Annotated in this window: 24 protein-coding genes; 14 read left to right on the forward strand and 10 right to left on the reverse strand. The window is 70.2% G+C overall.

What is annotated here, in order from left to right:
• Positions 1-17 precede the first annotated feature (17 nt).
• The 7 genes from truB (at position 18) to ACTOQ3_RS09700 (ending at position 8,129) form a co-directional block, all read left to right on the forward strand.
• Entirely contained in the window at positions 18-917 is a 900-nt protein-coding gene (gene truB, locus ACTOQ3_RS09670; RefSeq protein ID WP_440083008.1) for a tRNA pseudouridine(55) synthase TruB, read from the forward strand.
• 200 nt (positions 918-1,117) lie between these two features.
• A complete protein-coding gene (locus ACTOQ3_RS09675; protein WP_440071124.1) occupies positions 1,118-2,071 on the forward strand; it encodes a bifunctional riboflavin kinase/FAD synthetase in 954 nt (317 codons plus the stop codon).
• A gap of 245 nt (positions 2,072-2,316) precedes the next feature.
• Positions 2,317-2,586 (forward strand): 30S ribosomal protein S15, encoded by a 270-nt coding sequence (rpsO, locus tag ACTOQ3_RS09680; protein WP_030904195.1) that lies wholly within the window; start codon positions 2,317-2,319, stop codon positions 2,584-2,586.
• Between the two features lie 319 nt (positions 2,587-2,905).
• On the forward strand, positions 2,906-5,260 hold the full coding sequence (locus tag ACTOQ3_RS09685; RefSeq protein ID WP_440083009.1) for a polyribonucleotide nucleotidyltransferase: 2,355 nt from the start codon (positions 2,906-2,908) through the stop codon (positions 5,258-5,260).
• Entirely contained in the window at positions 5,260-6,573 is a 1,314-nt protein-coding gene (locus ACTOQ3_RS09690) for a M16 family metallopeptidase (protein ID WP_440083177.1), read from the forward strand. Before ACTOQ3_RS09685 ends, ACTOQ3_RS09690 begins: the two co-directional genes overlap by 1 nt.
• 91 nt (positions 6,574-6,664) lie before the next feature.
• Complete coding sequence (gene dapB / locus ACTOQ3_RS09695) at positions 6,665-7,402, forward strand: 4-hydroxy-tetrahydrodipicolinate reductase (RefSeq protein ID WP_440071126.1); 738 nt, start codon at positions 6,665-6,667, stop codon at positions 7,400-7,402.
• A gap of 217 nt (positions 7,403-7,619) precedes the next feature.
• Positions 7,620-8,129 carry a GNAT family N-acetyltransferase gene (locus ACTOQ3_RS09700; protein ID WP_440083010.1) on the forward strand — a complete coding sequence of 170 codons (510 nt, stop codon included), beginning with the start codon at positions 7,620-7,622 and terminating at the stop codon, positions 8,127-8,129.
• A gap of 99 nt (positions 8,130-8,228) precedes the next feature.
• Here the strand turns inward: ACTOQ3_RS09700 and ACTOQ3_RS09705 are convergent, their stop codons facing one another.
• The 4 genes from ACTOQ3_RS09705 to ACTOQ3_RS09720 all read right to left on the reverse strand — a co-directional run bounded on the left by ACTOQ3_RS09705 (position 8,229) and on the right by ACTOQ3_RS09720 (position 12,052).
• On the reverse strand, positions 8,229-9,098 hold the full coding sequence (locus ACTOQ3_RS09705; protein ID WP_440083011.1) for a 1,4-dihydroxy-2-naphthoate polyprenyltransferase: 870 nt from the start codon (positions 9,096-9,098) through the stop codon (positions 8,229-8,231).
• A gap of 25 nt (positions 9,099-9,123) precedes the next feature.
• Positions 9,124-9,735 carry a GNAT family N-acetyltransferase gene (locus ACTOQ3_RS09710; RefSeq protein WP_362677609.1) on the reverse strand — a complete coding sequence of 204 codons (612 nt, stop codon included), beginning with the start codon at positions 9,733-9,735 and terminating at the stop codon, positions 9,124-9,126.
• Positions 9,736-9,867: 132 nt separating this feature from the next.
• The gene (locus ACTOQ3_RS09715; RefSeq protein WP_440083012.1) at positions 9,868-10,416 is read right to left on the reverse strand and encodes a CGNR zinc finger domain-containing protein; all 549 of its coding nucleotides are present in this window, start codon (positions 10,414-10,416) and stop codon (positions 9,868-9,870) included.
• Positions 10,417-10,654: 238 nt separating this feature from the next.
• On the reverse strand, positions 10,655-12,052 hold the full coding sequence (locus tag ACTOQ3_RS09720; RefSeq protein ID WP_440083013.1) for a PLP-dependent aminotransferase family protein: 1,398 nt from the start codon (positions 12,050-12,052) through the stop codon (positions 10,655-10,657).
• 22 nt (positions 12,053-12,074) lie between these two features.
• Here ACTOQ3_RS09720 and ACTOQ3_RS09725 point away from each other — a divergent pair, with 22 nt between their 5' ends.
• Together ACTOQ3_RS09725 and ACTOQ3_RS09730 are read left to right on the forward strand one after the other, a co-directional pair.
• Positions 12,075-13,070: a DMT family transporter gene (locus ACTOQ3_RS09725; RefSeq protein WP_440083014.1), complete on the forward strand. Its 996-nt coding sequence runs from the start codon at positions 12,075-12,077 to the stop codon at positions 13,068-13,070.
• 134 nt (positions 13,071-13,204) lie between these two features.
• Complete coding sequence (locus tag ACTOQ3_RS09730; RefSeq protein ID WP_440083015.1) at positions 13,205-14,227, forward strand: hypothetical protein; 1,023 nt, start codon at positions 13,205-13,207, stop codon at positions 14,225-14,227.
• Between the two features lie 38 nt (positions 14,228-14,265).
• Here ACTOQ3_RS09730 and ACTOQ3_RS09735 read toward each other — a convergent pair whose 3' ends face one another.
• Positions 14,266-14,703 carry a MerR family transcriptional regulator gene (locus tag ACTOQ3_RS09735; protein ID WP_440083016.1) on the reverse strand — a complete coding sequence of 146 codons (438 nt, stop codon included), beginning with the start codon at positions 14,701-14,703 and terminating at the stop codon, positions 14,266-14,268.
• A 152-nt stretch (positions 14,704-14,855) separates the two neighbouring features.
• On the opposite strand from ACTOQ3_RS09735, the gene ACTOQ3_RS09740 reads away from it, so the two are divergent.
• From ACTOQ3_RS09740 to ACTOQ3_RS09750, 3 genes are all read left to right on the forward strand, one after another.
• Positions 14,856-15,569 (forward strand): SDR family oxidoreductase, encoded by a 714-nt coding sequence (locus ACTOQ3_RS09740; RefSeq protein WP_440083017.1) that lies wholly within the window; start codon positions 14,856-14,858, stop codon positions 15,567-15,569.
• Between the two features lie 676 nt (positions 15,570-16,245).
• Complete coding sequence (locus ACTOQ3_RS09745; protein ID WP_440083018.1) at positions 16,246-16,902, forward strand: YoaK family protein; 657 nt, start codon at positions 16,246-16,248, stop codon at positions 16,900-16,902.
• Between the two features lie 184 nt (positions 16,903-17,086).
• Positions 17,087-17,563, forward strand: a complete 477-nt coding sequence (locus tag ACTOQ3_RS09750; RefSeq protein ID WP_440083019.1) for a peroxiredoxin — start codon at positions 17,087-17,089, stop codon at positions 17,561-17,563.
• A gap of 3 nt (positions 17,564-17,566) precedes the next feature.
• On the opposite strand, the gene ACTOQ3_RS09755 is transcribed toward ACTOQ3_RS09750, so the two are convergent.
• On the reverse strand, positions 17,567-18,079 hold the full coding sequence (locus tag ACTOQ3_RS09755; RefSeq protein WP_440083020.1) for a GntR family transcriptional regulator: 513 nt from the start codon (positions 18,077-18,079) through the stop codon (positions 17,567-17,569).
• Between the two features lie 51 nt (positions 18,080-18,130).
• On the reverse strand, positions 18,131-18,613 hold the full coding sequence (locus ACTOQ3_RS09760; protein ID WP_440083021.1) for a GntR family transcriptional regulator: 483 nt from the start codon (positions 18,611-18,613) through the stop codon (positions 18,131-18,133).
• A 110-nt stretch (positions 18,614-18,723) separates the two neighbouring features.
• Here ACTOQ3_RS09760 and ACTOQ3_RS09765 point away from each other — a divergent pair, with 110 nt between their 5' ends.
• On the forward strand, positions 18,724-19,047 hold the full coding sequence (locus ACTOQ3_RS09765) for a hypothetical protein (protein ID WP_440083022.1): 324 nt from the start codon (positions 18,724-18,726) through the stop codon (positions 19,045-19,047).
• A gap of 193 nt (positions 19,048-19,240) precedes the next feature.
• Here the strand turns inward: ACTOQ3_RS09765 and ACTOQ3_RS09770 are convergent, their stop codons facing one another.
• The 3 genes from ACTOQ3_RS09770 to ACTOQ3_RS09780 form a co-directional block, all read right to left on the reverse strand.
• Positions 19,241-19,897: a JAB domain-containing protein gene (locus tag ACTOQ3_RS09770; protein ID WP_440083023.1), complete on the reverse strand. Its 657-nt coding sequence runs from the start codon at positions 19,895-19,897 to the stop codon at positions 19,241-19,243.
• A 284-nt stretch (positions 19,898-20,181) separates the two neighbouring features.
• Positions 20,182-21,249 (reverse strand): glycerophosphodiester phosphodiesterase family protein, encoded by a 1,068-nt coding sequence (locus tag ACTOQ3_RS09775; protein WP_440083024.1) that lies wholly within the window; start codon positions 21,247-21,249, stop codon positions 20,182-20,184.
• Positions 21,250-21,554: 305 nt separating this feature from the next.
• A complete protein-coding gene (locus ACTOQ3_RS09780) occupies positions 21,555-22,277 on the reverse strand; it encodes a GntR family transcriptional regulator (RefSeq protein ID WP_440083025.1) in 723 nt (240 codons plus the stop codon).
• A gap of 658 nt (positions 22,278-22,935) precedes the next feature.
• Between ACTOQ3_RS09780 and dapA the strand changes: the two genes are divergently transcribed.
• Positions 22,936-23,862, forward strand: a complete 927-nt coding sequence (gene dapA, locus ACTOQ3_RS09785) for a 4-hydroxy-tetrahydrodipicolinate synthase (RefSeq protein ID WP_440083026.1) — start codon at positions 22,936-22,938, stop codon at positions 23,860-23,862.
• The last annotated feature ends 138 nt before the right edge of the window (positions 23,863-24,000 follow it).

Raw genomic sequence — 24,000 nt, forward strand, 5'->3', positions numbered from 1 at the left:
CGCCTGTAAGGACCGAAATGAGTACGGCTCGCGCCAAGCGCACCCCGCCGCCGAGCGGGTTGATCATCGTCGACAAGCCCGCCGAGTGGACCTCGCACGACGTCGTGGCCAAGCTCCGCGGCATCGCGGGCACCCGCAAGGTCGGCCACGCCGGCACCCTCGACCCGATGGCCACCGGCGTGCTGGTGGTCGGCGTCGAGAAGGCCACCCGCCTGCTCGGCCACCTCGCGCTCACCGAGAAGGGCTACGACGCGACGATCCGCCTCGGCCAGACCACCAACACCGACGACGCCGAGGGCGAGATCATCGCCACCGCGTCGGCGGCACAGGTCGCCGAGGAGGAGATCAGGAAGGGTGTCGCCACGCTGACCGGCCCGATCATGCAGATCCCGCCGCAGGTCAGCGCCATCAAGGTGAACGGCGAGCGGGCCTACAAGCGGGCCAGGGCGGGCGAGGAGGTCGAGCTCAAGGCTCGCCCGGTGACCGTGTCGGGCTTCGAGATCACCGCCGTACGCCGGCACGGCGACCTCGTCGACGTCGACGCCTCGGTGTCCTGTTCCAGCGGCACCTACATCCGCGCGCTCGCCCGCGACCTGGGCGCCGGCCTGGGGGTCGGCGGCCACCTGACCGCCCTGCGCCGTACCCGGGTGGGCCCCTACGACCTGTCGGCGGCCCGCACCCTGGAGCGGCTCGCCGCCGAGTGCGTGATCCTGCCGATGGCCGACGCGGTCGCGGTGGCCTTTCCCCGCCGGGACGTGACCGCCGAGGAGGCGGCCTCCGTCGCGCACGGCGGGCGGTTGCCCGCGCTGGGCCTGGGAAGCGGGCCGATCGGGGTGTTCGGCCCCGACGGAACCCTGGTGGCGCTGGTCGAGGAGCACGGCCAGATCGCCAAGTCCCTGGCGGTCTTCGTCTCCTGACGGGCTGCCTGTCATCGCCTGTCCGGTTCGTCCTGCGAAGTCCGTCGAAAGTCCGTCGAAAGTCCTCCGACGCTCTTCGACGTTCTCCGAGGTCCCGCGTGGCCGGCGGCGGTCGCGGCCAAGGGGCTCCCCGATTGGGGAGAAGGACTCGGAGCATGGCAGTCTTTAGGGGTTCATCCGCTACGAGGGAAGAGGCTGCGGTGCGAGGCTGGCACGGATTGGACGACGTGCCCGAAGACTGGGGCAGGTCCGTCATCACCATCGGCGTCTTCGACGGCGTTCATCGCGGGCACCAGCAGATGGTGACCCGTGCCGTCGCGATGGCCGCGCGTCTCGGGGTGTCCTCGGTGGTGGTGACCTTCGACCCGCATCCGGAGGAGGTCGTGCGGCCCGGCACGCACCCGCCGAGGCTGACGACGGCCAGGCACCGCACCGAGCTCCTCGCGGGGCTGGGCGTCGACGCGGTGTGCGTCCTGCCGTTCACACTGGAGTTCTCCCGGATGAGCCCGGACGAGTTCGTGCAGACCGTGCTCGTCGACCGGTTGCACGCCGCCGGGGTCGTGGTGGGGGAGAACTTCCGCTTCGGGCACAAGGCCTCCGGTGACGTGGAGACGCTGCGCACCCTCGGGGAGAAGTACGACTTCGTGGCCGAGGCGGTCCCGCTGGTCAGCGAGGGGGAGACGATCTCCTCCACCCGGATCCGCGAGCAGATCGCCGCCGGGGACATGGAGGCGGTCACGCGGACGCTCGGCCGCCCCCACCGGGTCGAGGGCGTGGTGGTCCGCGGTTACCAGCGCGGCCGGCAACTCGGTTTCCCGACGGCGAACCTGGAGTCGCCGGAGTTCACCGCGATCCCCGCCGACGGCGTCTACGCCGGCTGGCTGCAGGGGGTCTCGACCGGAAACCTGCCCGCCGTCTACGGCGGCGAGCGCTGGCCGGCGGCGATCTCGGTGGGCACCAACCCGACCTTCGAGGGCGTGCCCCGCACGGTCGAGGCGTACGCGCTCGACCGCGACGACCTCGATCTCTACGGCGCGCACGTGGCCGTGGACTTCGGGCCGAGGTTGCGGGGCAACACCAGGTTCGACTCGATCGAGGCGCTCGTCGCGCAGATCCACGCCGACGTGGACGAGGTGCGGCGCTTGACGAGCTGACCTTTCCCGCCTGCCACCGCCTGCTCCCGTCCTGCTCCTGTCCGGTCCCGCCGGGGTTTCCTGACAGGGCTCGCCGGTGCTTTCGTACGATGTGCGAGGGCACTGAAGCCGGTGGTAACCTGGCATGTCAGCTCTGTAACCGGCGATCGATGATCCCGGTGCTGATCTCGCCACGGCGACTGTAGGCACGCACGGTCGTTCGGGGAGCCGGAATTGCGCGTGCCCGCAGAGGTTCAAGGAGAAAAGTGTCGCTCGACACCGCAGCAAAGAAGCAGATCATCGGTGACTACGCCAAGGGTGAGACCGACACCGGTTCCCCCGAGGTGCAGATCGCGCTGCTCAGCAAGCGCATCAGCGAGCTCACCGAGCACCTGAAGGTGCACAAGCACGACCACCACAGCCGTCGTGGCCTGCTGCTGCTCGTCGGCCGCCGTCGCCGGCTGCTGAAGTACCTGCAGAGCAAGGACATCGCGCGCTACCGCTCGCTCATCGAGCGGCTCGGCCTGCGCCGATAGTGTTGTGAGGGAGTGGCGTTCGCGCCGCTCCCTCATATCTCATACGGGGTGGTGTCGGCGCGTCGCGCCACGAAGACGCCGCCCCGGTGAGCAAACTGAATAGCCGAGACAGTGCCCCGCGTCCGCAAGCAAGCGCGCCCCACGGCGTCGGAGGGCCGGTCCTCGGTAGTGGCCCCCGGTCATCATGGCACAAGCCATACGGAACCGGGCGCTTCGATCGAAGACCGGCGCTGCACCTACGGGGAGCCGGCAACATGACGAACCAGGCGCGACACGTGCGTCTGGCCGGACGCGGGCGACCGAAACAAGGAGGTCCCCCGTGGAGGGTGTCCACAGCAGCGAAGCCGTTATCGACAACGGCTCATTCGGCACGCGTACCATCCGGTTCGAGACCGGGCGGCTCGCGCGCCAGGCGGCGGGTTCCGCCGTCGTCTATCTCGACGACGACACGATGGTCCTCTCCGCGACCACCGCGTCCAAGAATCCCAAGGAGAACCTCGACTTCTTCCCCCTCACGGTGGACGTCGAGGAGCGAATGTACGCCGCGGGCCGCATCCCCGGCTCGTTCTTCCGGCGTGAGGGCCGTCCCTCCGAGGACGCCATCCTCACCTGCCGCCTGATCGACCGGCCGCTGCGCCCCTCGTTCGTCAAGGGTCTGCGCAACGAGATCCAGGTCGTCGCCACCATCATGGCGCTGCACCCCGAGCACCTGTACGACGTCGTGGCGATCAACGCCGCGTCCCTGTCCACCCAGCTCGCCGGGCTGCCGTTCTCCGGCCCGATCGGCGGCGTCCGCGTCGCGCTGATCGAGGGCCAGTGGGTCGCCTTCCCGACCAACACCGAGCTGGCCAGTGCCACCTTCGACATGGTGGTCGCGGGCCGCGTCCTGGACGACGGCGACGTCGCGATCATGATGGTCGAGGCCGAGTCCACCCGCGACACGCTCAAGCTGGTCGCCGAGGGTGCCGTGGCGCCGACCGAGGAGACCGTGGCCCAGGGCCTCGAGGCCGCCAAGCCGTTCATCAAGGTGCTGTGCGAGGCGCAGGCCAAGGTCGCGAAGGTCGCCGCCAAGGAGACCGCCGAGTACCCCCTGTTCCTCGACTACCAGGACGACGTCCTAGAGGCCGTGACCGGCGCGGTGCGCAGCGAGCTCGCCGCCGCGCTCACCATCGCCGGCAAGCAGGAGCGCGAGACCGAGCTCGACCGGGTCAAGGCCCTGGTGCTGGAGAAGGTCGGCCCCGACTTCGAGGGCCGCGAGAAGGAGATCGGCGCCGCGTTCCGGTCGCTGACCAAGAAGCTCATGCGCGAGCGCGTCATCGCCGAGGGCGTCCGCATCGACGGCCGCGGCGTCAAGGACATCCGGCAGCTCAGCGCCGAGGTCCACATCGTGCCCCGCGTGCACGGCTCGGCCCTGTTCGAGCGCGGCGAGACCCAGATCCTGGGCATCACCACGCTCAACATGCTCCGCATGGAGCAGATGATCGACACGCTCAACCCCGAGCGCACCAAGCGCTACATGCACAACTACAACTTCCCGCCCTACTCCACCGGTGAGACCGGCCGGGTGGGCTCGCCCAAGCGGCGCGAGATCGGTCACGGCGCGCTCGCCGAGCGGGCGCTCCTGCCGGTGCTGCCGGCGCGCGAGGAGTTCCCGTACGCGATCCGCCAGGTCTCCGAGGCGCTGAGCTCCAACGGCTCGACCTCCATGGGGTCGGTCTGCGCCTCGACGATGGCGCTGCTCGACGCGGGCGTCCCGCTGAAGGGCATCGTCGCGGGCATCGCGATGGGCCTCATCAACGAGGGCGACCAGTACGTCACGCTGACCGACATCCTCGGTGCCGAGGACGCCATGGGCGACATGGACTTCAAGGTCGCCGGCACCAAGGACGTCATCACCGCCCTCCAGCTCGACACCAAGCTGGACGGCATCCCGGCCTCCGTGCTGTCGGCCGCGCTGCGGCAGGCCAAGGGCGCCCGCCTGGCGATCATCGACGTGATGCAGGAGGCCATCGACTCCCCGGCGGAGATGAACGCGACGGCCCCGCGCATCATCACGATCAAGATCCCGGTGGACAAGATCGGAGAGGTCATCGGCCCGAAGGGCAAGATGATCAACCAGATCCAGGACGACACCGGCGCCGAGATCACCCTGGAAGACGACGGAACCATCTACATCGGCGCCACCGACGGCCCGTCCGCCGAGGCGGCCAGGTCGGCGATCAACGCCATCGCGAACCCGCACATGCCGGAGGTCGGCGAGCGCTACCTGGGCACGGTCGTCAAGATCGCCGCCTTCGGTGCCTTCATCTCCCTCATGCCGGGCAAGGACGGCCTCCTGCACGTCTCCCAGATCCGCAAGCTGCACGGCGGCAAGCGCATCGAGAACGTCGAGGACGTCATGAACGTCGGCGAGAAGGTCCAGGTGGAGATCGCCGAGATCGACTCGCGCGGCAAGCTCTCCCTGGTGCCCGTCGAGGTCATCGAGAAGGAGGCCGCGGCCAGGGCCGAGTCCGGTGACGCCGAGCCGTCGTCGGCCCCGGCCGCCGAGGCGTCCGCCGCCGCCGACGAGCGGCCCCGCGAGGAGCGGCCCCGCCGCACCCGCACCCGCAGCAGCAACGGCGGTGGCGGTGGCGGCAACCGTGGTGGCGGCGGAGGGGAAGACCGCAACTCGTGATCACCACCACTCTGCACCCCGGCAAGGACGGCGCCGGGGTCGTGAAGCGCACCGTCCTTCCCGGTGGGCTCCGGGTGGTGACCGAGTCCATGCCGACCGTGCGTTCCGTCGCGGTCGGCATGTGGGTCGGCATCGGATCGAGAGACGAGTCCCCCCAGCACATGGGCTCCTCCCACTTCCTCGAGCACCTGCTGTTCAAGGGCACGCCCACGCGGGACGCCCTGGAGATCTCCGCGGCCATCGAGGGCATCGGCGGCGAGATCAACGCGTTCACCGCCAAGGAGTACACCTGCTACTACGCGCGGGTCCTCGACGAGGACCTGCGGGTGGCGATCGACGTGCTCGCCGACGTGGTGACCTCCTCGCTCATCAGCGAGGAGGACGTCGAGGCCGAGCGTGGCGTGATCCTGGAGGAGATCGCCATGCACGACGACGATCCCTCGGACGTGGTGCACGAGCAGTTCTCCGCCGAGCTGTACGGTGACACGCCGGTCGGCAGGCCGATCCTCGGCACGGTCGACTCGATCACCGCGGTCACCCGCGACCGGATCGCCGAGTACTACCGGCGCTACTACCTGCCCACCCACACCGTGGTGTCGGTGGCGGGCAACGTCGATCACGAGCGGGTCGTGGCCCTGGTCGCCGCGGCCTACGAGCGGGCCGGGGCCCTGGGCGGGGACGCCTCGCCGGTGCCCCCGCGCGTGTCGGGTCCCGGCGTCGAGCTCCGCTCCGGCACGCGGGTGGTGCACCGGCCGACCGAGCAGGCCAACCTGGTCCTCGGCACGACGGCGCTGACCCGCACCGACGAGCGCCGCTTCGCGCTCGGCGTGCTCAACGCGGCGCTGGGCGGCGGCATGTCCTCACGGCTGTTCCAGGAGATCAGGGAGAAGAGGGGCCTGGCCTACTCGGCCTACTCCTACACCTCCGCCCTCGCCGACACCGGCCAGTTCGGCATCTACGTCGGCTGCCTGCCGTCGAAGATCGACGACGTGCTGAAGATCTGCCGCGAGGAGGTGCTCCGCGTGGTCGCCGACGGCATCACCGAGGAGGAGATCGTCCGCGGCAAGGGCCAGATGCGCGGCGGTCTCGTGCTCGGCCTGGAGGACACCGGTTCCCGGATGTCCAGGATCGGCAAGGGCGAGCTGGTCTTCGACGAGCTGCTCTCGGTCGACGACCTGCTCGCCAGGATCGACGCGGTGACCCCGGAGCAGATCGCCGAGGTCGCCTCGGAGGTCCTCACCCGCCCGATGACCCTCGCGGTCATCGGCCCCTACGAGGAGGACAGGGACTTCAGCGCGGCCGTCACCGGCTGACGGTTCCCTCACAGCTCCCTGTACGAGCGGCCCCGGCGTTCCGCGCCGGGGCCGTCCGTCGTCCCGGGGTCTTCGGTATAGCCTTGGGCCCGTGATCAGGGTTGGAGTTCTCGGCGCCCGAGGGCGCGTCGGTGTCGAAGTGTGCAGGGCCGTCGAGGCGGCGGACGATCTGGAGCTGGTCGCGGCCGTCGACCAGGGTGACCCGATCGAGGGGCTGGAAGGCGCCGAGGTGGTGGTCGACTTCACCCACCCCGACGTCGTCATGGGCAACCTCGAATGGTGCGTCTCCCACGGCATCCACCCGGTGGTCGGCACCACCGGCTTCGACGCGGGACGGCTGGCGACCGTCAGGGGCTGGCTGGACGCCAACCCCGGGGTCAACGCGCTGATCGCCCCCAACTTCGGCATCGCGGCCGTGCTCATGATGCACTTCGCCCAGCAGGCGGCCCGCTACTTCGAGTCGGCCGAGATCGTCGAGCTGCACCACCCCAACAAGGCCGACGCGCCCTCGGGCACCGCCCGCCGCACGGCCGAGCTGGTCGCCGAGGCCCGGCGCAAGGCGGGTTCTGCGCCGATGCCGGACGCCACCAGCACGGAGCTCGACGGGGCGCGCGGCGCCGACGTCGACGGGGTCCGCGTGCACGCGGTCCGGCTGGCCGGGCTCATCGCCCACCAGGAGGTCATCCTGGGCGGCGACGGCGAGATCCTCACCATCCGCCACGACACCATGAACCGCTCGTCGTTCACCCCGGGCGTGTTGCTGGGCGTGCGCCGGGTGCGCGAGCTCCCCGGCCTCACCGTCGGCCTGGAGCATCTTCTCGACCTCTAGCGCGTGACCCGCCGGGCCCGCCGGTTCCGCCGTCTCCGGAACCCCGGGCCTTGCGCCGCTCGTTGCTCGACCATGACACCTTCCGAGCTCGCCTGCCCGCTCTGTCACGGCACCGCGTTCCAGCAGGAGCAGGGCAGGCTCGACAGCCGCTGGGGTATCACGTCGCACCGGTTAACCCTGATGATCTGCGAACGGTGCCGCTATATCCTCCACTTCTATGACAAGCACTCCATCTTCGACTTCGACTGAGGTCCGCTGGGCGCGGCCGGAGGAGCTGGCCGGGCTGGTGGCGGTGGAGTTGGCGGCCGACGGGGTCTTCGCCCAGGTGGGGATCACCTTCCCGCCGGGGACCACGATGGTCGAGGAGGCCGGCGACCCCTCCCGGGTGCTCGTGGCCGGCGACCCGCCGATCGGGTTCGCCCTGTTCGGCCTGGTCGACGGGCAGGTCCACCTCGACCAGCTCGCCGTCCACCCCGACCACGGGCGCAGGGGGGCCGGTGGGCGCCTGCTGGAGGCCGTCTGCGAGCACGCGGCCTCGACCGGTTTCGCCGCCGTGACGCTGACGACCTACCGCGACGTGTCCTGGAACGCGCCCTGGTACGCCCGGCGCGGCTTCTCCGTGCTCGATCCGGCGGAGTGGGGGCCGGAGCTGGCCGAGCTGGTGCGCCACGAGCGCGAGCTGGGCATCGAGATCGTCCCCCGCGTCGTGATGCGCCGCATCCTGTGACGGGGCCGGTTCAGCGGGCCGCGAAGCCGGGCTTCGGCAGGGCCGGGTGGAGGGGCCTCGGGGGCCTCGGCGGGGCCGGCGAGCCGGTCCTTCGCGGGCTCAGAGGGCCAGGCCGATGGTGAGCAGCAGGCCGTACACGAGCTGGAAGCGGCCCGTCTGCTGGAGCGTGGCGATGAGCACGGAGCCGGTCGCGCCCGCCCGTACGGCCTTCACCGGGGCGACGGCGAGCGGGGCGGCGAGCAGCGCCAGGGCCGCGAACGGCCGCCACGGCGCCAGCGCGGGCGCGATCACCAGGGGCAGCAGCAGGCACAGGGTGTAGAGGACCCGGGTGCCGCGGTCACCGAGCACCACGGCCATGGTGCGCTTGCCCGCGGGCCCGTCGGTCACGATGTCGCGCAGGTTGTTGACCACGAGCATCGCGCAGGCCAGCAGGCCCGCCGGGACGGCCGCCGCCACCGCGAGCCAGGGCAGGTACTCGAGCTGGACGTACGTGGTGCCCGCCACCGCCACCAGGCCGAAGAACACGAAGACCGAGATCTCGCCGAGCGCCCGGTAGCCGTACGGGCTGGAGCCGCCGGTGTAGAACCAGGCCGCGGCGATCGCCAGCGCGCCGACCAGCAGCAGCCACCACGCCCCGGTGGCCACGACGAGCACCAGCCCGGCCACCGCGGCGGCCAGGAAGCAGGCGAGGGCCGCGGTGAGGACCTGGCGGGGCGAGGCGGCGCGGGAGCCGACCAGGCGCATCGGGCCGACCCGGTCGGAGTCGGTGCCGCGCACCCCGTCGCTGTAGTCGTTGGCGTAGTTGACGCCCACCTGGAGGGCGAGGGCCACGAACAGGGCCAGCAGGGCCCGCCACCACACCCCTCCGGAGTGCCCGATCGCGACTCCGGTGCCTATGGCGACGGGGACGACGGCGGCGGGAAGGGTGCGCGGACGTGCTCCGGCGATCCACTGGCTCGGGGTGGCCATGGGCGTGCGAGGTTCCTCTCCGGCTCTAGCTGATGTCGGTCGCCAGGCGGATCATCCGCACCGTACGGCCCATGTCGATGACCCGCTCGGCCCCGTCGGCGCCCCACCCGGCGGACTCCAGGAAGCCGAGCACCGCGTAGTTGTCGGCGAAGACCCAGGTCACGATGGTGTGGTAACCGTCGTCACGGAGGTAGTCGACCGTGGCGTTCAGCAGCCTGCTGCCGTGGCCGCGCCGGACGTGGTCGGGGTCGATCAGGAAGGTGAGCATCTCCCCGGCGGTGGTCGGGTCGAGGTCGGGATCCTCCGCCGGGGCGTGTGAGGCCAGACCGGCGACCTTCTCCGCGCCCTGCAGCGCGGCCATGGCCTCGATGCCGCCGGGACCGAGCGCCGGGAAGGCGTCGGTGTCGAGGACGACCTGCTCCACGGCCACCAGCACGCGGTGCCGGCGGCTGGGCGGCGAGGTGATCGCGTCCTCCCACTGCTGGCGCCACATCTTCTCGGCCGCCGGGCCGGTCATCTGCTCCAGCGGTCCTTCGGGAAGGAAGTCCCGGTAGCCGTACTTCCACGCGCGGATCTGGGTGCCCGTCACCGCGGCGACATCCTCGTGCCGAGCCGCCCGCACGCCTACGTCTGCCATCTCGGCCCGCTCCTTCTCTGCCGTCTGCCGTCGCCTCGAAACGCGCTGTCTCGTGGATCTCGTGCCACGCGAGCGGGCATCAGGCGGGTGGATCCGTGAGGCAGGCTCTTACACCGTATCGGGGAATCCGACTCAGAGATGACGTGAACCCGGCTCCGTCTGCCGTCGGGCCCGATATGCCCTTGTCTTCGTGCGGTTGCCGCAGACCCTCATGGAACACCACGAGCGTGAACGATTCTTGGACGAGTCGACGAACGCCCACTGGCAGGTGCTCTCGGTGCAGACCTTCAGACGGGGCCACATCCCGCCGGAGTGGGCGCCCATCACGGCGGCGACGATCCCGGCCAGGCCGCCGGGCACCCCCGTCGCGACCGGTTCGAGCACCGGCCCACCGGCGGTCAGGGCGACGCGCAGCGGGAGGGCGCCGAAGGGCCGCGACGGCCCGGGGTCGTGATCACCGCCGCCGGGGCGGTCGTGGTTGTGGCGGAGGGCCTCGCGGAGGGTCTCGCGGAGCTCGACGGCCGTCGCCAGATCGGTATCGGTGGCCGTGTCTCCCGGGCCGATCAGGCCTCGTCCGGCCAGCCAGGCGGTCAGCGCGGCCGGGGAGGGGATCGAGTCGGTCTCCTCCTCGACGTCGTACGTGTTCACGAAGTCGATCACCAGCTCGGAGGGATCGTCCATGTCGTCGCTTACCTCCTCCCTGTTCGCAACCACTGTACGCCATTAGGGGGTTGTGTTCCCTGCGACACCTCCATAGGGTCATAGATGGTGTTTTGAGGAGGTCGTCATGTGGTACCTGGCCTATCTCGCGTTCAAGGAGACCGTCCGGCGCGCGTCGTACCGGAGGAGAGACCATGATCATGAGGGTGTGGAGAGGCCGGACCAGCGCCGAGGACGCCGCCGGTGAGGGTGCTCCCGGTCAGAGGGTGTCCAGGGCCGTCGCCAGCCTGCGTACGCCCTCGACCAGCTCGGCCGTGTGGACGGCCGCCGAGTGGGTCACCCTGATGCGCGGGCCCGGCGGCTCGGCGGGGTAGTAGATGCGCCCGGGACTCACCAGGGCGCCCGCCCTCCTGGCGGTCTCCACCACGGTCTCCTCGTCCCGGTCCTCGGGGAGCCGTACCCACACGTGCAGACCGCCACGGGGGACGAGGTGGATCCCGGCGCCGGGCATCCGGGCGGTCAGGGCGGCGGCGAGGGTGTCCCTGCGAAGCGCCAGCTCGGTGCCCAGGGTGGCCAGGTGGCGACGCCAGGCGGGCGAGCCGACGAACTCCAGCGCCGTCTCCTGGAGCGGCCTGGCCACGAAGAACGACTCCACGAGCTGGTTCGCCCGGAGGCGCCGGGCGGCGGGGCCCCGGGCGACGACCCCGGCGACCCGCAGGCTCGGCGACAGGACCTTGGTCAGGGAGTTGATGTGCACGACCGTGCCGTGGGCGTCCAGCGCGACCAGCGGCGGCGGTACGGGGGAGGTGGTGAAGTAGCGGGCGTAGTCGTCCTCGATCACGAACGCCCCGGCGGCGCGGGCGATCGCCAGCACCTGCTCGCGGCGCTCCGGGGGCAGGGTCGCGCCGGTGGGGTTGTGCAGGGTCGGCTGGCACAGGAAGACCCGCGCGCCGGTCACGGCGAACGCCTCCGCGAGGAGCTCGGGCCGCACCCCGTCGCGGTCGACGGGCACGGCCGTCGCGCGGAGCCCGGCGGCCCGCGCCGCCGCGAGCGCGCCCGGGTAGGTGGGGGTCTCGACGAGGACGGGGGTGCCGGGGGCGGCGAGGGCGCGGAAGGCGTGGATGAGCGCCGCCTGCCCGCCGCTGACGATGAGCACGTCCGAGGGGGTGACGTCGCCGCCCAGCTCCTGGGCGAACCACCTGCGCAGCTCGGAGAGACCGGCCAGCGGCGGCATCGCCCAGACGTCGGGGCGGCGCAGCGCCCGGGAGGCGGCGGCCGACAGGGCCCTGGAGGGGCGCAGGACCGGGTTGAGGTAGCCGCCGGTGAGCGGGATGACCCCCTCGGGCGGGGCGGTGAGCAGGCCGCTGACCTCGCTGTCGTCCACCACCCTGTCACCGAGCGCCACCGTCTGCCACGACATGTCGGCGTTGTCGCCGCCCCGCGTGATCGCCGGGGCCACGTAGGCGCCGCTGCCGGGCTTGGTGATCACCCTTCCCTCGGCGGCGAGCCTGCCGATCGCGCGCGACACGGTCACCGGGCTCACGTTGTGCAGCCGGACCAGCTCCCGGCTCGACGGCAGCCGGTCGCCCGGACGGAGCCGCGACACCTCCTCACGGAGCGTGGCGGTGAGCCGGACGATACTGCTATCGTCATTCATGAGTGAAAAGAGTAGCGCTATCGTGCCAAATCGGATAGCGGCGGGTACGGTCTCGCCGGTCTCGCCCGGAGAGGTGCTGCCCGGTGTGGTGCCTCCACGGGAGGCACGCCACGATCGGCGGACGGCCGGCGCTGTGCCGCCCGGGGCGCCGGGCAGAGCCTGGCGGGGAACCCTGCTGGCCGGGCTCGGGGTGCTGGCGTTCTCGGGGTCGTTCCCGGCGACCGTCTTCGCGATGGAGGGCTTCGACCCCTACCTGGTGGCGGTCGGCCGGGCCGCCGTCGCCGCCGTCGCGGCCGCCGCGTTCCTGCTCGTGGCCGGGGTGCCGCTGCTGCCGCCCAGGTCCCAGCTCCGGTCGTACGGCGTCATCGTGGCGGGCGTGGTGTTCGGCTTCCCCCTCTTCAGCGGCCTGGCGCTCTACGCCGGGGCCTCCACCTCGCACGCCGCCGTGGTGATCGGGCTGCTGCCCGCGGCCACCGCCGCCTGCGCGGTGCTGCGGGCGGGGGAGTGGCCCAGGGCGCTGTTCTGGGTGTCCTGCGGCCTCGGGGCCGTGTCGATCACCGCCTTCACCCTCAGCATGGGCGGCGGCCACGTCACCGGGGCCGACCTGCTGCTCGTCGGCGCGCTGCTGTCGGCCGCCGTCGGCTACACCGAGGGCGGGCGCCTGGCCCGCGCGACCCCCGGCTGGCGGGTGATCTCCCACACCCTCGTCCTCGCCACCCCGCTGACCGTGCCGATCACCGTCGCGCTCGCGCTCACCACCGACGTGCGGCCCACCGCCGCCTCGCTGGCCGGATTCGCGTACGTCGGCCTGGTCTCGATGTTCCTCGGCTTCATCCCCTGGTACGCGGGCCTGGCCATGGGCGGCATCGCCCGCGCCGGGCAGACCCAGCTCGCCCAGCCGCTGCTGACGCTGCTGTGGGCCTGGTTGCTGCTCGGCGAGCTCTTCGGCCCGGTCACGATCGCGGCGGCGCTGGCCGTCCTCGCGTGCGTCGCCCTGACCCAGCGGGCCCGCTCCTGAAAATCTTCGGGGTCGGGACGGATCCTGTGCCGGGTCCCGAGGTGGGGCGCGCCGGGCCGGACCCCGGGGCGTCCTTGAAAGACGTGACATACAGGCGCAAGATGTGAGACGAAGCCGTCACAGGGGGTGTGGCCATGGCGGACCTGACGATTCCCGAGGGCGGTTTCTGGCCCGCTCCCGAGATCCCTCAGCCGAATATCTACCCGATGGAGTGGCGGGTCGAGACCGAGAAGCTCGCCGCCATCTACGAGAAGTCCAAGCGGACGGTCTGGAACCCGGCCGACCTGCCCTGGGAGGATCTCAGGCCGAGCGACTTCACCCACGAGCAGCGCCTCGGGATCATGTACTGGTTCTCCGTGCTCGCCAACTTCGACGCCTCGGGCCCGGCCGTCTTCGCCCGCGCCACCATCCAGGCGTTCGAGAAGCATGAGGAGGACCCGGTCAGGAAGTGCTTCTTCTCGATCACGCGTGACGAGATGAACCACGAGGAGTGCTGTCAGCGCACCATCGCCAGGCTCTGGCCGGGCGGGCCGCTCGACTGGACCCCCGTCACCGACCTGGAGAAGGCCGCCCACAACAACATCGGCTGGCTCTATCACAACGGTGGCCGCTACTGGACGGGCTACAGCGGCGCCGTCGGCAGGTACAGCCTGCCGGTGCTGTTCACCAGCTTCATGATGGGGGAGATGGCCGCGTCCACCCTGTTCCGGGGCATGGCGACCGGGACCAGGCATCCCGTCTTCGGTGACATGTTCCACCGCATCGGCCGCGACGAGTCGCGCCACCTGCAGATCTGCATGACCATCCTGGAGAACGAGTGGCCGGGCCTCACCGACGACACCCGTTCCCTGATCACCCGCCAGCTGCGCGCGGGCTTCGTCTTCCTCTCGATGATCCTCTGGGAGCCTCCCGGCGGCTTCTGGGAGCTCCCGCCGTACTTCCTGCCCAACCACCGCGTCCTGATGGACCACGCCCGCGACGCGGGCCTCGGCGTGCTCTCCTACGAGGAACAGGCGGACAACTGGCGCGTGGCCATGGCCAGGATCCGCGCCATCGTCGAACGCTGGGGCATCGAGTTCCCCGCCATCCCCGAACTCGACATCGACGGCGTCCAGGTCGAAGCCCTCGACCCCGAGGACATCATCCCGGTGTTCTAGAGCCCGTACGGACTCCGGACCCCTCCCGCGTCGCGCGGTCAGACCGACGCCGTGATCCCGGCCTTTGCGGCGTTCCCGGCATTCTCGGTGTTCCCCGCGGCCGACTGCTCGCGCAGTGCCGGGCAGTGCTCCGGATCCGGGCGCACGGCGAGCTCGATCACCTGATCCAGCCTCCGCCCCGCCCCCTCCAGCTCGGCGATGCTCGCGGTGATGCGGGCACGCTCGGCGCGCAGGATCTCGATCACCTCAGGTTCCGCGTGCCCGGCATCGACGCAGGGCAGGATGGTCGCGATCGTGCGGCTGCCGAGCCCGGCGGCGTACAACTGCCGGATGAGCCGCACCCGGTCGATCGCCGAATCCGCGTAGAGCCGCTGACCGCTCGGCGTGCGCTCGGAGCTGAGGATGCCCTGCTCCTCGTAGTAGCGCAGCGCGCGCGTGCTCACCTTCGACCTGCCGGCCAGCTCGCCGATCCGCATGTGCGCACCCTTCGATCTCGTCTTTCGTCTCTCGTCTCGACCGGTGACACCCGCCGGCGCGTACGACTTGCCCTTGACGTCAACGTCAAGTCTTAACGTACTCGACAGCGGGCGGACGCGACCGCGTCCGTCACGGATCGAAAGGAACCCCCATGGATGTCACCGGCTCGATCGCACTCGTCACCGGGGCCAACCGCGGCATCGGCCGCCGCTTCGTCGACGAGCTGCTCGCGCGCGGCGCCGCGAAGGTCTACGCCACGGCCCGCCGCCCCGAGCTGATCGAGGTGTCCGACCCGCGGGTCGAGGTGCTGCGCCTCGACCTCCTCGACGCGCGGTCGGTGGCGGACGCGGCCGCCGCGGCCCCCGATGTCACCCTGCTGGTCAACAACGCCGGCATCACGACTGGCACGAACCTTCTGACCGGCGACCTCGACGCGATCCGGCTCGAGCTCGACACGCACCTCTTCGGGACCCTCGGCGTGATCCGCGCGTTCGCGCCGGTTCTCGCGTCGAACGGCGGCGGGGCGATCGTGAACATCCTGTCGGCGCTGTCGTGGTTCGCCTCCGACGGAGCGGGCGCCTACTCGGTGGCCAAGGCCGCCGAGTGGAACATGACGAACGGCCTGCGCCTCGAACTCGCCGGTCAGAAGACCCTGGTGCAGGGCGTGCACCTCGGAGCCGCCGACACCGACATGATGGCCGGCTACGACATCCCGAAGATCGACCCGCTGGACGTCGCCCGAGCGAGCCTCGACGGCGTGCGGTCAGGTGCGATCGAGGTGCTGGTCGATGACACGAGCCGTTACGTGAAGGCCTCGCTCGCGGCGGACCCCGCGCAGTTCTACGCCGGGTCACTGGTGAGTTGACCCGGACCCCGCCGAGCCGGCGCGACGGGCCGGCCGGCCACCTGGCCGCTCCTCTCGGCGATGGCGGCCTTGATGTGGCGTCGGCGCGGGCGGGTGCGGACATACGAAAGCCCCGGCCTTCCCCGGGCCGGGGCTCGCTGCTGCCCGGGTCTCGTACGGGCTACGAGGCCACGCCCTCCAGCCGCACGACGACGCGAGCGAGCAGGTCGCGGATCCCGATCTGCCCGGCTTTGAGCTCGGCGACGTCCTGGGACACGCGGTTGAGCTTCAGCTCCATACCGCTCTGCCCGGCTTTGATCGCTGCGATGTCGCTTTTGATCTCAGCGATGTCGGATTCGACGGTGTCGATCCGATCCTCGATGTACGGCGTGCGGCCAGGATAGGACGATTCCCCGCAAACGTGAGGCCGATTCGGAAGGAAGCATCGCGTCACCCGCTTTCGAAGGCGGAAAGCCGGGTGAAACCGCTCCGAGCTGGGAAAATTCATCGTGCGCGCAACCGCATGACTACGGAGGACGGCAGATGGCCGATCAGCCCCATGACTCGCCGTGAGGGAGAAGACCCCTCGTTACCTTTCGGTCCGTCTTCCGTGCCCATTCCCAATCCGTCTTCCGCGTCCGGTTCGACACGGACGCTTGGGACGAGGTCCGTCCAGCGGCGGAGTCATGTCGCTCTCGTGCTGCTGACGCTGGCGTCGGGGGCGACGGACGCGATCGCCTTCCTCGGGCTCGGCGGTGTCTTCACCGCGAACATGACCGGCAATCTCATCCTTTTCGCCCTCGCGGGCCGCGAGGACTGGGCGCTCCACGCACTGCGCTCCGGACTCGCCTGCGCGGGGTTCTGCGCGGGACTTCTCATCGGCTTCACAATGCCGGGGCGTCGCGAGGGGCACGCGTTGTGGCCGTTGGCCGCCGTCAGGCTCCTGTGGGCCGATCTGGCCCTCCAGATCGCCTTCCTCACCGGTTGGGCGCTCATCGCGGGAGCCCCCAGCCCTGTCGCGATCCTCGCGCTGATCGGGGCGGGATCCTGCGCCATGGGCATGCAGGCCGCCGCGGCCCGCCGCGTCAACCTCGCCGGCATCACGGCCACGTTCGTCACGGGCACCCTCACCTCGCTGTTCGAGACCTCGGCGTCAGGCTGGTCCACCGACAACCGGCGTCGCGCCGCCATCGTGATCGCCCTCGTCCTCGGCGCCCTCTGCGCGTCCCTGCTCCTGCGTTTCGTGCCGCCCTGGGCCGGTGTGGTCGCCCCGTTCTGCACGTTCCTCGCGCTCGCCGTCGTACATCCGTACATGCGGGGGCGCATCCCCAGGACCGCTGAGGGGCAGCGGTGATTCGCAGCCGGTTCACGGGGTTTTCGCGGGATGAGAACGGATATTCCAGGGTGGGTCGGTTATGGGCCTGTCGCTCGGCCGGTGAATCGCTTAGAAATGAGGCTGGGACTCCGACTTCCACTCTCGCCCGATCACGACGGCCAGGGGCGAGCGGAGATCCTCCGATGACATAAGGAGATGACTCGTGGGCGTGGGCCTCTCGGTGGGAGATGTGGTCGAGGACTTCGAGCTTCTTGACGAGACGGGCACGCGGCGGCGGCTCAGCGAGTTCCTGGCGAAGGGGCCGGTGGTGCTCTTCTTCTATCCGGCGGCCATGACCTCCGGATGCACGGCCGAGAGCTGCCACTTCCGTGACCTGGCGGCCGACTTCGCCGCCGAGGGGGCGACCAGGATCGGGATCAGCCGCGACCAGGTGGACAGGCAGGCGAGGTTCGCCCAGGCCAACCAGCTGGGCTTCCCGCTGCTCTCCGACCCCGACGGCACCGTCGCCCGGCGCCTCGGCGCCCGCCGCACCGTCGCGGTGGGCCCCTTCCTCACCCGCCGGATGACCTTCGTCATCGACGTGGACCACCGCCTCCTGGAAGTGATCCACAGCGAGAGCTCCATGGAGGCCCACGCCGACCGCGCCCTCGAAGCCCTCCGCTCTCGTCCTCACCCCTGACCCTCATCCACTCGAAGAGTCGCGCTCCTGGGTCTGTGTCGGCCAATCCTCCGGTGGCAACACGTAGGTGCCGCGATAGGGCACTGTGAAAACCCAGCCTTGACTGCGCAGGAACGCGACGGCATGCCGGACGGTGGCCTTGGCGACGCCGTACTCGCACATGAGTAGTTTCTCGCTGGGAATTCGGCGATTGACCTTGATCTTGCCTCGCTGGATCATGTCGGCAACTTGGTTGGCGATCTCCTCGTAGATGGGGGTTTTCCGTCGCCGAAGCGGAACCCCCGCAGGACCTACGAAAGTCCCCTTGCCTTGGATGGTGTGTGCGAGACCCCGGGCGCGAAGTTCCCGAGTCACGCGGCGGGCAGTGGTGCGTGCGATGCCGTAGTCGACTTCGAGGTCGGCCTCGCTAGGGATGGGGTCACCAGGGACAAGATCGCTCTCATCAATGTGACCCTGCACAATGTCGGCTACCTGCTTGTACAGGGGAACCGGTCCATCTCTGTCGAGCACGGCCACGCATTAGACGTATCGATACGGCTGACCAGGATGAATCCATAAACGTCTTCGCTACTCCTGCGGCCATTTCTCCTCAGGAGAGACATAACTCCCGCGCTGAGGCACGGTGTAGATCCATCCTCGCTCACGGAGGAGTCCCACCGCGCGACGCGCGGTCTCTCGTGCCACGTCGTATTGCTGCATCAGTGTCGTCTCGCTTGGGATGGGGCGGCGCTGTTGCAGGGAGCCGTTGCGAATACGCTCGGCGATCTCATCCGCGATCTGCTGATACATGGGTGTTCTGCGAGGTTGGCGAACTCCTTCGTCGGGCGGACCCACGAACGTTCCCTCACCCTGAACGGTGTAGACGAGTCCCTCGTCCCGCAGTGTTTGAACCGCTCGTCTCGCGGTTGTTCGTGCGACACCGAATTCGCTCCTGATGTCGGTCTCGCTTGGAACGGCATGCCCTGACGGAAGGTTCGCCTCCGTGATCCGCTGGCGGATGATCTCTGCGATCTGGAGGTAGAGGTGGGTGTCTCCATCATGATCGAGCACATTCAAAATATAGACGAACGCCTACGGAGGTAGTCATAACGGTACCTCTGATTTCCCGAAGCTCAATATCAATTTTGACGAGACGATACGACTAGACGTACTGTCATCACATGGGCGCGTGGGGGATGGGAGTCCTCGTGGTGGCGGGGGTGCCGGTCGGGCGGCATCACGGGCATCACGTGGCGCCGTTGCAGGTGGGTTACGAGCCGATCGACTGGAGGCCCGAGCGGCCGAGGGCCGACCGGTTGCGGATCAAGGAGCACACCTGTGACTGCCTCCCCACCTTCTACGAGCTCTGTCAGGCGGGTGGGCTGATGTTCGTACGGCGAACGGAACGGGCGAGAAAGGGAGTGGTCGTGCACGAGTCGCCCTGGGTGGTCGCCAGGCGGACACAGGAGCTGTGGCTTCGGCTCCTGATGGGCGCCGCCCACTGACGATCGGGCGCCGGGAGGAGGACGACTCCGGACCGGCGCCCACAAAAGCCCCCGAGCTCCCTGAAGGAGGCCATGTCGTCCGGGGAGGTCGGGCGGCGGTCCCGCATCGGTCGGAGGGTCCGGTGCGGGACCGCCGGACAGCGGCCCGGCAGGCGTCCCTTCCCACACTCACCTGCCGGGCCCCCTTCTCCTGTCACGGAGGGACGCGACGCCAGGCGGTGTCGGTGACGACGAGGTGGTCGAGGAAGCGCAGGCCGACGGTCTCGGCGGCGTCGCGCAGGCGGGCGGTGACCTCCAGGTCGGCGAGGCTGGGGTCGAGGGAGCCGCTGGGGTGGTTGTGGGCCAGGCCGAAGGAGGAGCCGCCGGAGGTGAGGACGGTGCTCATGATCTCGCGGACCGGGGCGGGCGCGTGGTCGCTGCCGCCCTCGCTCACGATCGCCTTGCGGGTCACCGCGCCGCTCGGGTCGCAGACCACGACGACCACCCGCTCGTGGCTGAGGCCGCGCAGGAGCGGGGCCGCCACGGCGGCCAGATCCCCGGAGCAGGTGACGCGGCGGCGCTCGGGCTCCGCCTGCGCCTGCCGTACGAGATGGAAGGCGGCGATGACCCGGGCGGCCTTCGCGGGGCCGATGCCCGGCACCCGCATCAGGCGGTGGGCGTCGGAGCGGGCCAGGCCGTGCAGGTCGCCGCAGTGGGCGATCAGGTGGGAGGCCAGCTCCATCGCGTTGGTGCCCCGGCTGCCGGAGCCGATCAGCAGGGCGAGCAGCTCCCGGTCGGCCAGCGCGGTCGCCCCGCCGGCCAGGAGGCGCTCGCGCGGCTGGTCGTTGGCGGGCATGTCCTTGACGCGCAATCGGCACCTCCGGCTCGGGAAACTAGGTCGGTTCTACCAGGTGGCGCCGACATTCCGGCCGGATGGGGAACCGGATGGAGAGAGGCCGGGCGGCGGTCCCGCATCGGTCGGAGGGTCCGGTGCGGGACCGCCGTACAGCGGCCAGGCGGTCCTGTGTGGGACCGCCGGACAGCGGCCAGGCCGGCGTCCCTTCCCGCCCTCACTCCAGGGCGGGCGCGTGGTCGCCGGGCCAGGGCGGTGAGCTCGGCGCGGTCGCGAAACCGGCGCGGGAACCCCGGTCGGGACTACCTGAGGGAGTACTGCCGGGGAAGCTCGAACCCGCGGTCGGACATCACCTTCCGCAGGCGGTCGGGGTAGTCGGTGATGATGCCGTCGACGCCGTCGTCGATGAGCTTGTTCAGCGTGGGCTCGTCGTCGACGGTCCACGGGATCACCTTGATGCCGAGGCGGTGCGCCTGGTCGACCATCTCCTTGGTGACGTAGGGCTGGTAGCCGGGGTCGGTGATCTTCCCGTTCTGCGGGGTGCCGTGCACGGGGGAGAAGGCGGTCGCGCCGAAGGACTTGATCGCCTTGAGCGGGTCGCCGCCGAAGTCGTCGATGTCGATCCCGCCGAGCCAGGGGGACGCGCCGGGCTGTCCGGTCTGCAGGAAGTCCCGGTTGGTCAGGGCCACGAGAGGCAGCTTCCGGTCGACCTGGCGCATCCGCATCAGGGCGCCCCAGTCGAAGCTCTGGACGGTGACCTGGCGCCGCATCCCGGCCTTGCGGATCTCGGCCGCCGTGACCTGGACGAACTGCTCCCTGGGGGCCGTCTGCTGCGGCGCCCCGGCCTCGACCTTGGTCTCGACGTTGAGCATGACGTCGTGCGCGCGGTAGCGCTTGACCAGGTCGAACACCTCGCTCAGCAGGGGCATCCGGGCTCCGGGGTCCGGCCGCTGGCCGGGGAACTCCGCCAGCGTCTGGCTGCCGCAGTCCATGGTCCTGACCTGCGCCAGGGTCAGCGTGTTGATGAACTTGCCGACGTAGGGGAACTCGGGGTCGCCGTCGAACGCGGGGGCGGTGTCCCGGCACTTCCTGCCGTTGATCTGCCGGTCATGGGTCACGACCGCCTTGCCGTCCTCGGTGATCTGCACGTCGAGTTCGAGCGTGCTGACCCCGAGTTCCAGACCGTTGGCGAACGAGGCGAGAGTGCTCTCCACGACCAGCCCCAGCCCACCCCGGTGGGCCTGCAGGTCGAAGGTGCGGCGGTGGTGCCTGTCGTCGTCGCCGTGCCCGTCGGCCGTCGCCGTCCCGGACAGCGCCCCCATCGCGACACCGATCGTCGCGATCACTGCGGCCGCACGCCATCTACGCATCTGTTGTCCCTCTTCGTGGCTGATCTGTCAGGTGACCGGATCATGGTTGGACGATCCGTTCCGTTCGAGAGTCAGCCACATGTGCGGCCAGAGGGGATATTGGGGCTGAAGGGAATTTTAAGGCTTTATGACCGTTTCCCTGTCCGGCGTGGTGTCGCAGGCCGGCGGACGTCCTCGCGGCTTCCGGGGCCTGTGGGGCTTCCACGGCGGGCGACAGGCGGGTGCCGCGACACGAGACGGTGAGGACCCGCCCCCGGTCGCACGGAAACGCCCTCGCCCGCCGCGCCGGCCTTCGGGACGAGGCGTCAGGGGTGCAGGGGGTGGGTGTAGACGAGGCGGAAGCGGTCGCCGGGGACGACGATGTCGCTGGTCTCCACCGGGCGGTCTCCGGCCCAGTGGGTGCGCTCGACGTGCAGGACCTGGACGCCCGCGGGCAGGGCGAGGGCGTCGCTCTCGGCCGGTTGCGGGACGCGGGTGTAGACCTGCTCGACGATCTCGGTGACCTTGACGCCGATGGCCGACAGACGGGCGATCAGGCTCCGGGGGCTCTCCTCCGCGGTCTCGCCGAACTCGGCGGGCTCGTAGGAGGTGGCCAGCTGGATCGGCTTGCCGTCGCCGCGGAAGACGTAGTGGGTGCGGGTGACCGGGGCCGACTCGTCCAGCCGGAGGCGGTGGGCGATGTCCGGGGTGGCGCCGGCGGGCTCGGCCCGCCAGTCCCAGGTGGCCCGGGTGCCCTGTGACTGGATGTCCGCGCCGAAGGGGGCGTGGTGGTCGTGGAAACGCCATCGGTGCAGGGGGAGCAGCACCGGCTGTTCTCGTACGTAGTGACCCGAGCCGACGCGGCCGACGATCAGGCCCTCGGCGACGAGCACGCGCAGCGCGTGCCGGGCGGCGGTCTCGCCCACGCCGTACTTCCTGGTCAGCTGGGCGCGCGAGGGGATCGGGGCGCCGGGGGGAAGGGAGCCGTCGACGATCTGGCGCCGGATGTCGGCGACGACGCGCAGGTAGACAGGATCGGAGCTTGCCACGTGTCCATCCCTGGGGGTCTGGGGCGTTGTCCCATCCTGTCGTATTCAATGCGCAACACAGGGTAATGGCTCCGATTTGGAGCTCCAACTTTACCGCCGCTCCCAGAAGTGGCCAAAAATATCTCAGAGACCCTGTAACGCCCGCGTAAGGATCGCCGATTCAACGGTAGAGGTCGTCGATGTGTGTACCCCCGAGCACATATCGGCGGCCTCTTTCTCGTTCAAGGATGTCCCCGCCGCCGTCAAAGCGGACAAAGTTCTCGTTATTTCACATAATCGGGCGCGAGGCCTGCGGAAGCCGTTTTCTGGCCGCCTTCCTTCCGCTCTTCGGCGGTGACCGGCCTCATCCGCACCGAACCCGCACTGAACCCGCACCGAACCCGCACCGACGGAGACCGTCCGGATCCGCGTCCCGATCACCCCGGCCCTCCCGCCGCCCGGGACGCCCGGCCCGGTCGCCGTTCCGCCCCGTACGGCAAGGCCGGAACGGCCCGCGGGGAGCGTCGGCCGGGGTCCGTCGCCGCGGCGGTGTATATCCGCGTGTACGGTGTGCAGCGGGCACCTCGGGGGGATGTTCGCTCTTAGGCCCATCGGTGGACGGAGGTTAGGCGGGGTGGCGGGGTCCACCGTTTCAGCGGATCCAGGTAGCGTTCGGTCTATGGCAGCGCCAACTGGAACCTCCGACGCCCCCTTCGGCCGCATGCTGACCGCGATGGTCACACCGTTCACGAGTGACGGAGCGGTCGACTACGAGACAGCGGGGCGCCTCGCCACCTACCTGGTGGACGAGCAGCGTAACGACGGCATCGTCGTGAGCGGCACGACGGGGGAGTCCCCGACGACCACGGACGACGAGAAGGAGCGCCTGCTGCGCGCCGTCGTCGAGGCGGTCGGCGACCGCGCCACGGTCGTCGCCGGAGCCGGGACCAACGACACCCACCACAGCGTGGGGCTGGCCAAAGCCGCCGAGCGCGCCGGGGCGCACGGTCTCCTGCTGGTGACGCCGTACTACAGCAAGCCCCCCCAGGAGGGGATCTACCGCCACTTCACCACCGTGGCGGACGCGACGGCCCTGCCTGCCATGCTCTACGACATCCCTGGCCGGAGCGGCGTGCCGATCCGGCGTGAGACGCTGGCGCGGCTCGCCAGGCACGAGCGGATCGTCGCGGTGAAGGACGCCAAGGCCGACCTGTTCGAGGGATCGCAGATCATCGCGTCCACCGGTCTGGCCTACTACTCGGGTGACGACACGCTCAACCTGCCGTGGCTGTCGGTGGGAGCCGCGGGGTGCGTCAGCGTGATCGGCCACGTCGCGGGCGCGGAGATCGCCGCGATGATCGAGGCGTACCGCTCCGGGGACGTCGCGGGCGCGCTCGCCATCCACCGCAGGCTGCTTCCCGTGGTCTCCGCGATCATGATGCAGGCCGGTGGTGCGATCATGGCGAAGGCGGCGTTGTCCCTGGTCGGGCAGCCCGCGGGACCGATGAGGTTGCCCCTGGTGGAGGCGACCCGGGAGCAGCTCGCGAGGCTGCGCGAAGACTTGATCGCGGGCGGTGTGAAGCTGTCCGACGAAGTTGTGACATGAGATAAAACACCGCGGCCCTCACCGGCCGCATTCGGGAGGAACGAGAGTTTGCGAGAAAGAAGACACAACGGTCCGCTGGGGGACGGAGTGCTCGGCGAGGGAGTAGTCCTGCTGCCTACCGGGGCCTCCGTCGCATGT

It is taken from the genome of Streptosporangium sp. LJ11 (assembly GCF_051918945.1).
Lineage (GTDB): Bacteria > Actinomycetota > Actinomycetes > Streptosporangiales > Streptosporangiaceae > Streptosporangium.

Excerpts from the sequence above, each read along its gene's own strand:
- truB (WP_440083008.1), top strand. The coding sequence starts at position 18 with ATGAGTACGGCTCGCGCCAAGCGCACCCCGCCGCCGAGCGGGTTGATC.
- dapA (WP_440083026.1), top strand. The coding sequence starts at position 22,936 with ATGGCAGCGCCAACTGGAACCTCCGACGCCCCCTTCGGCCGCATGCTG.
- ACTOQ3_RS09720 (WP_440083013.1), bottom strand. The coding sequence starts at position 12,052 with ATGAATGACGATAGCAGTATCGTCCGGCTCACCGCCACGCTCCGTGAG.
- ACTOQ3_RS09775 (WP_440083024.1), bottom strand. The coding sequence starts at position 21,249 with ATGCGTAGATGGCGTGCGGCCGCAGTGATCGCGACGATCGGTGTCGCG.
- ACTOQ3_RS09710 (WP_362677609.1), bottom strand. The coding sequence starts at position 9,735 with ATGGCAGACGTAGGCGTGCGGGCGGCTCGGCACGAGGATGTCGCCGCG.
- ACTOQ3_RS09700 (WP_440083010.1), top strand. The coding sequence starts at position 7,620 with ATGACAAGCACTCCATCTTCGACTTCGACTGAGGTCCGCTGGGCGCGG.
- ACTOQ3_RS09715 (WP_440083012.1), bottom strand. The coding sequence starts at position 10,416 with ATGGACGATCCCTCCGAGCTGGTGATCGACTTCGTGAACACGTACGAC.
- ACTOQ3_RS09765 (WP_440083022.1), top strand. The coding sequence starts at position 18,724 with ATGGGCGCGTGGGGGATGGGAGTCCTCGTGGTGGCGGGGGTGCCGGTC.
- ACTOQ3_RS09730 (WP_440083015.1), top strand. The coding sequence starts at position 13,205 with ATGGCGGACCTGACGATTCCCGAGGGCGGTTTCTGGCCCGCTCCCGAG.
- ACTOQ3_RS09735 (WP_440083016.1), bottom strand. The coding sequence starts at position 14,703 with ATGCGGATCGGCGAGCTGGCCGGCAGGTCGAAGGTGAGCACGCGCGCG.
- ACTOQ3_RS09740 (WP_440083017.1), top strand. The coding sequence starts at position 14,856 with ATGGATGTCACCGGCTCGATCGCACTCGTCACCGGGGCCAACCGCGGC.
- ACTOQ3_RS09705 (WP_440083011.1), bottom strand. The coding sequence starts at position 9,098 with ATGGCCACCCCGAGCCAGTGGATCGCCGGAGCACGTCCGCGCACCCTT.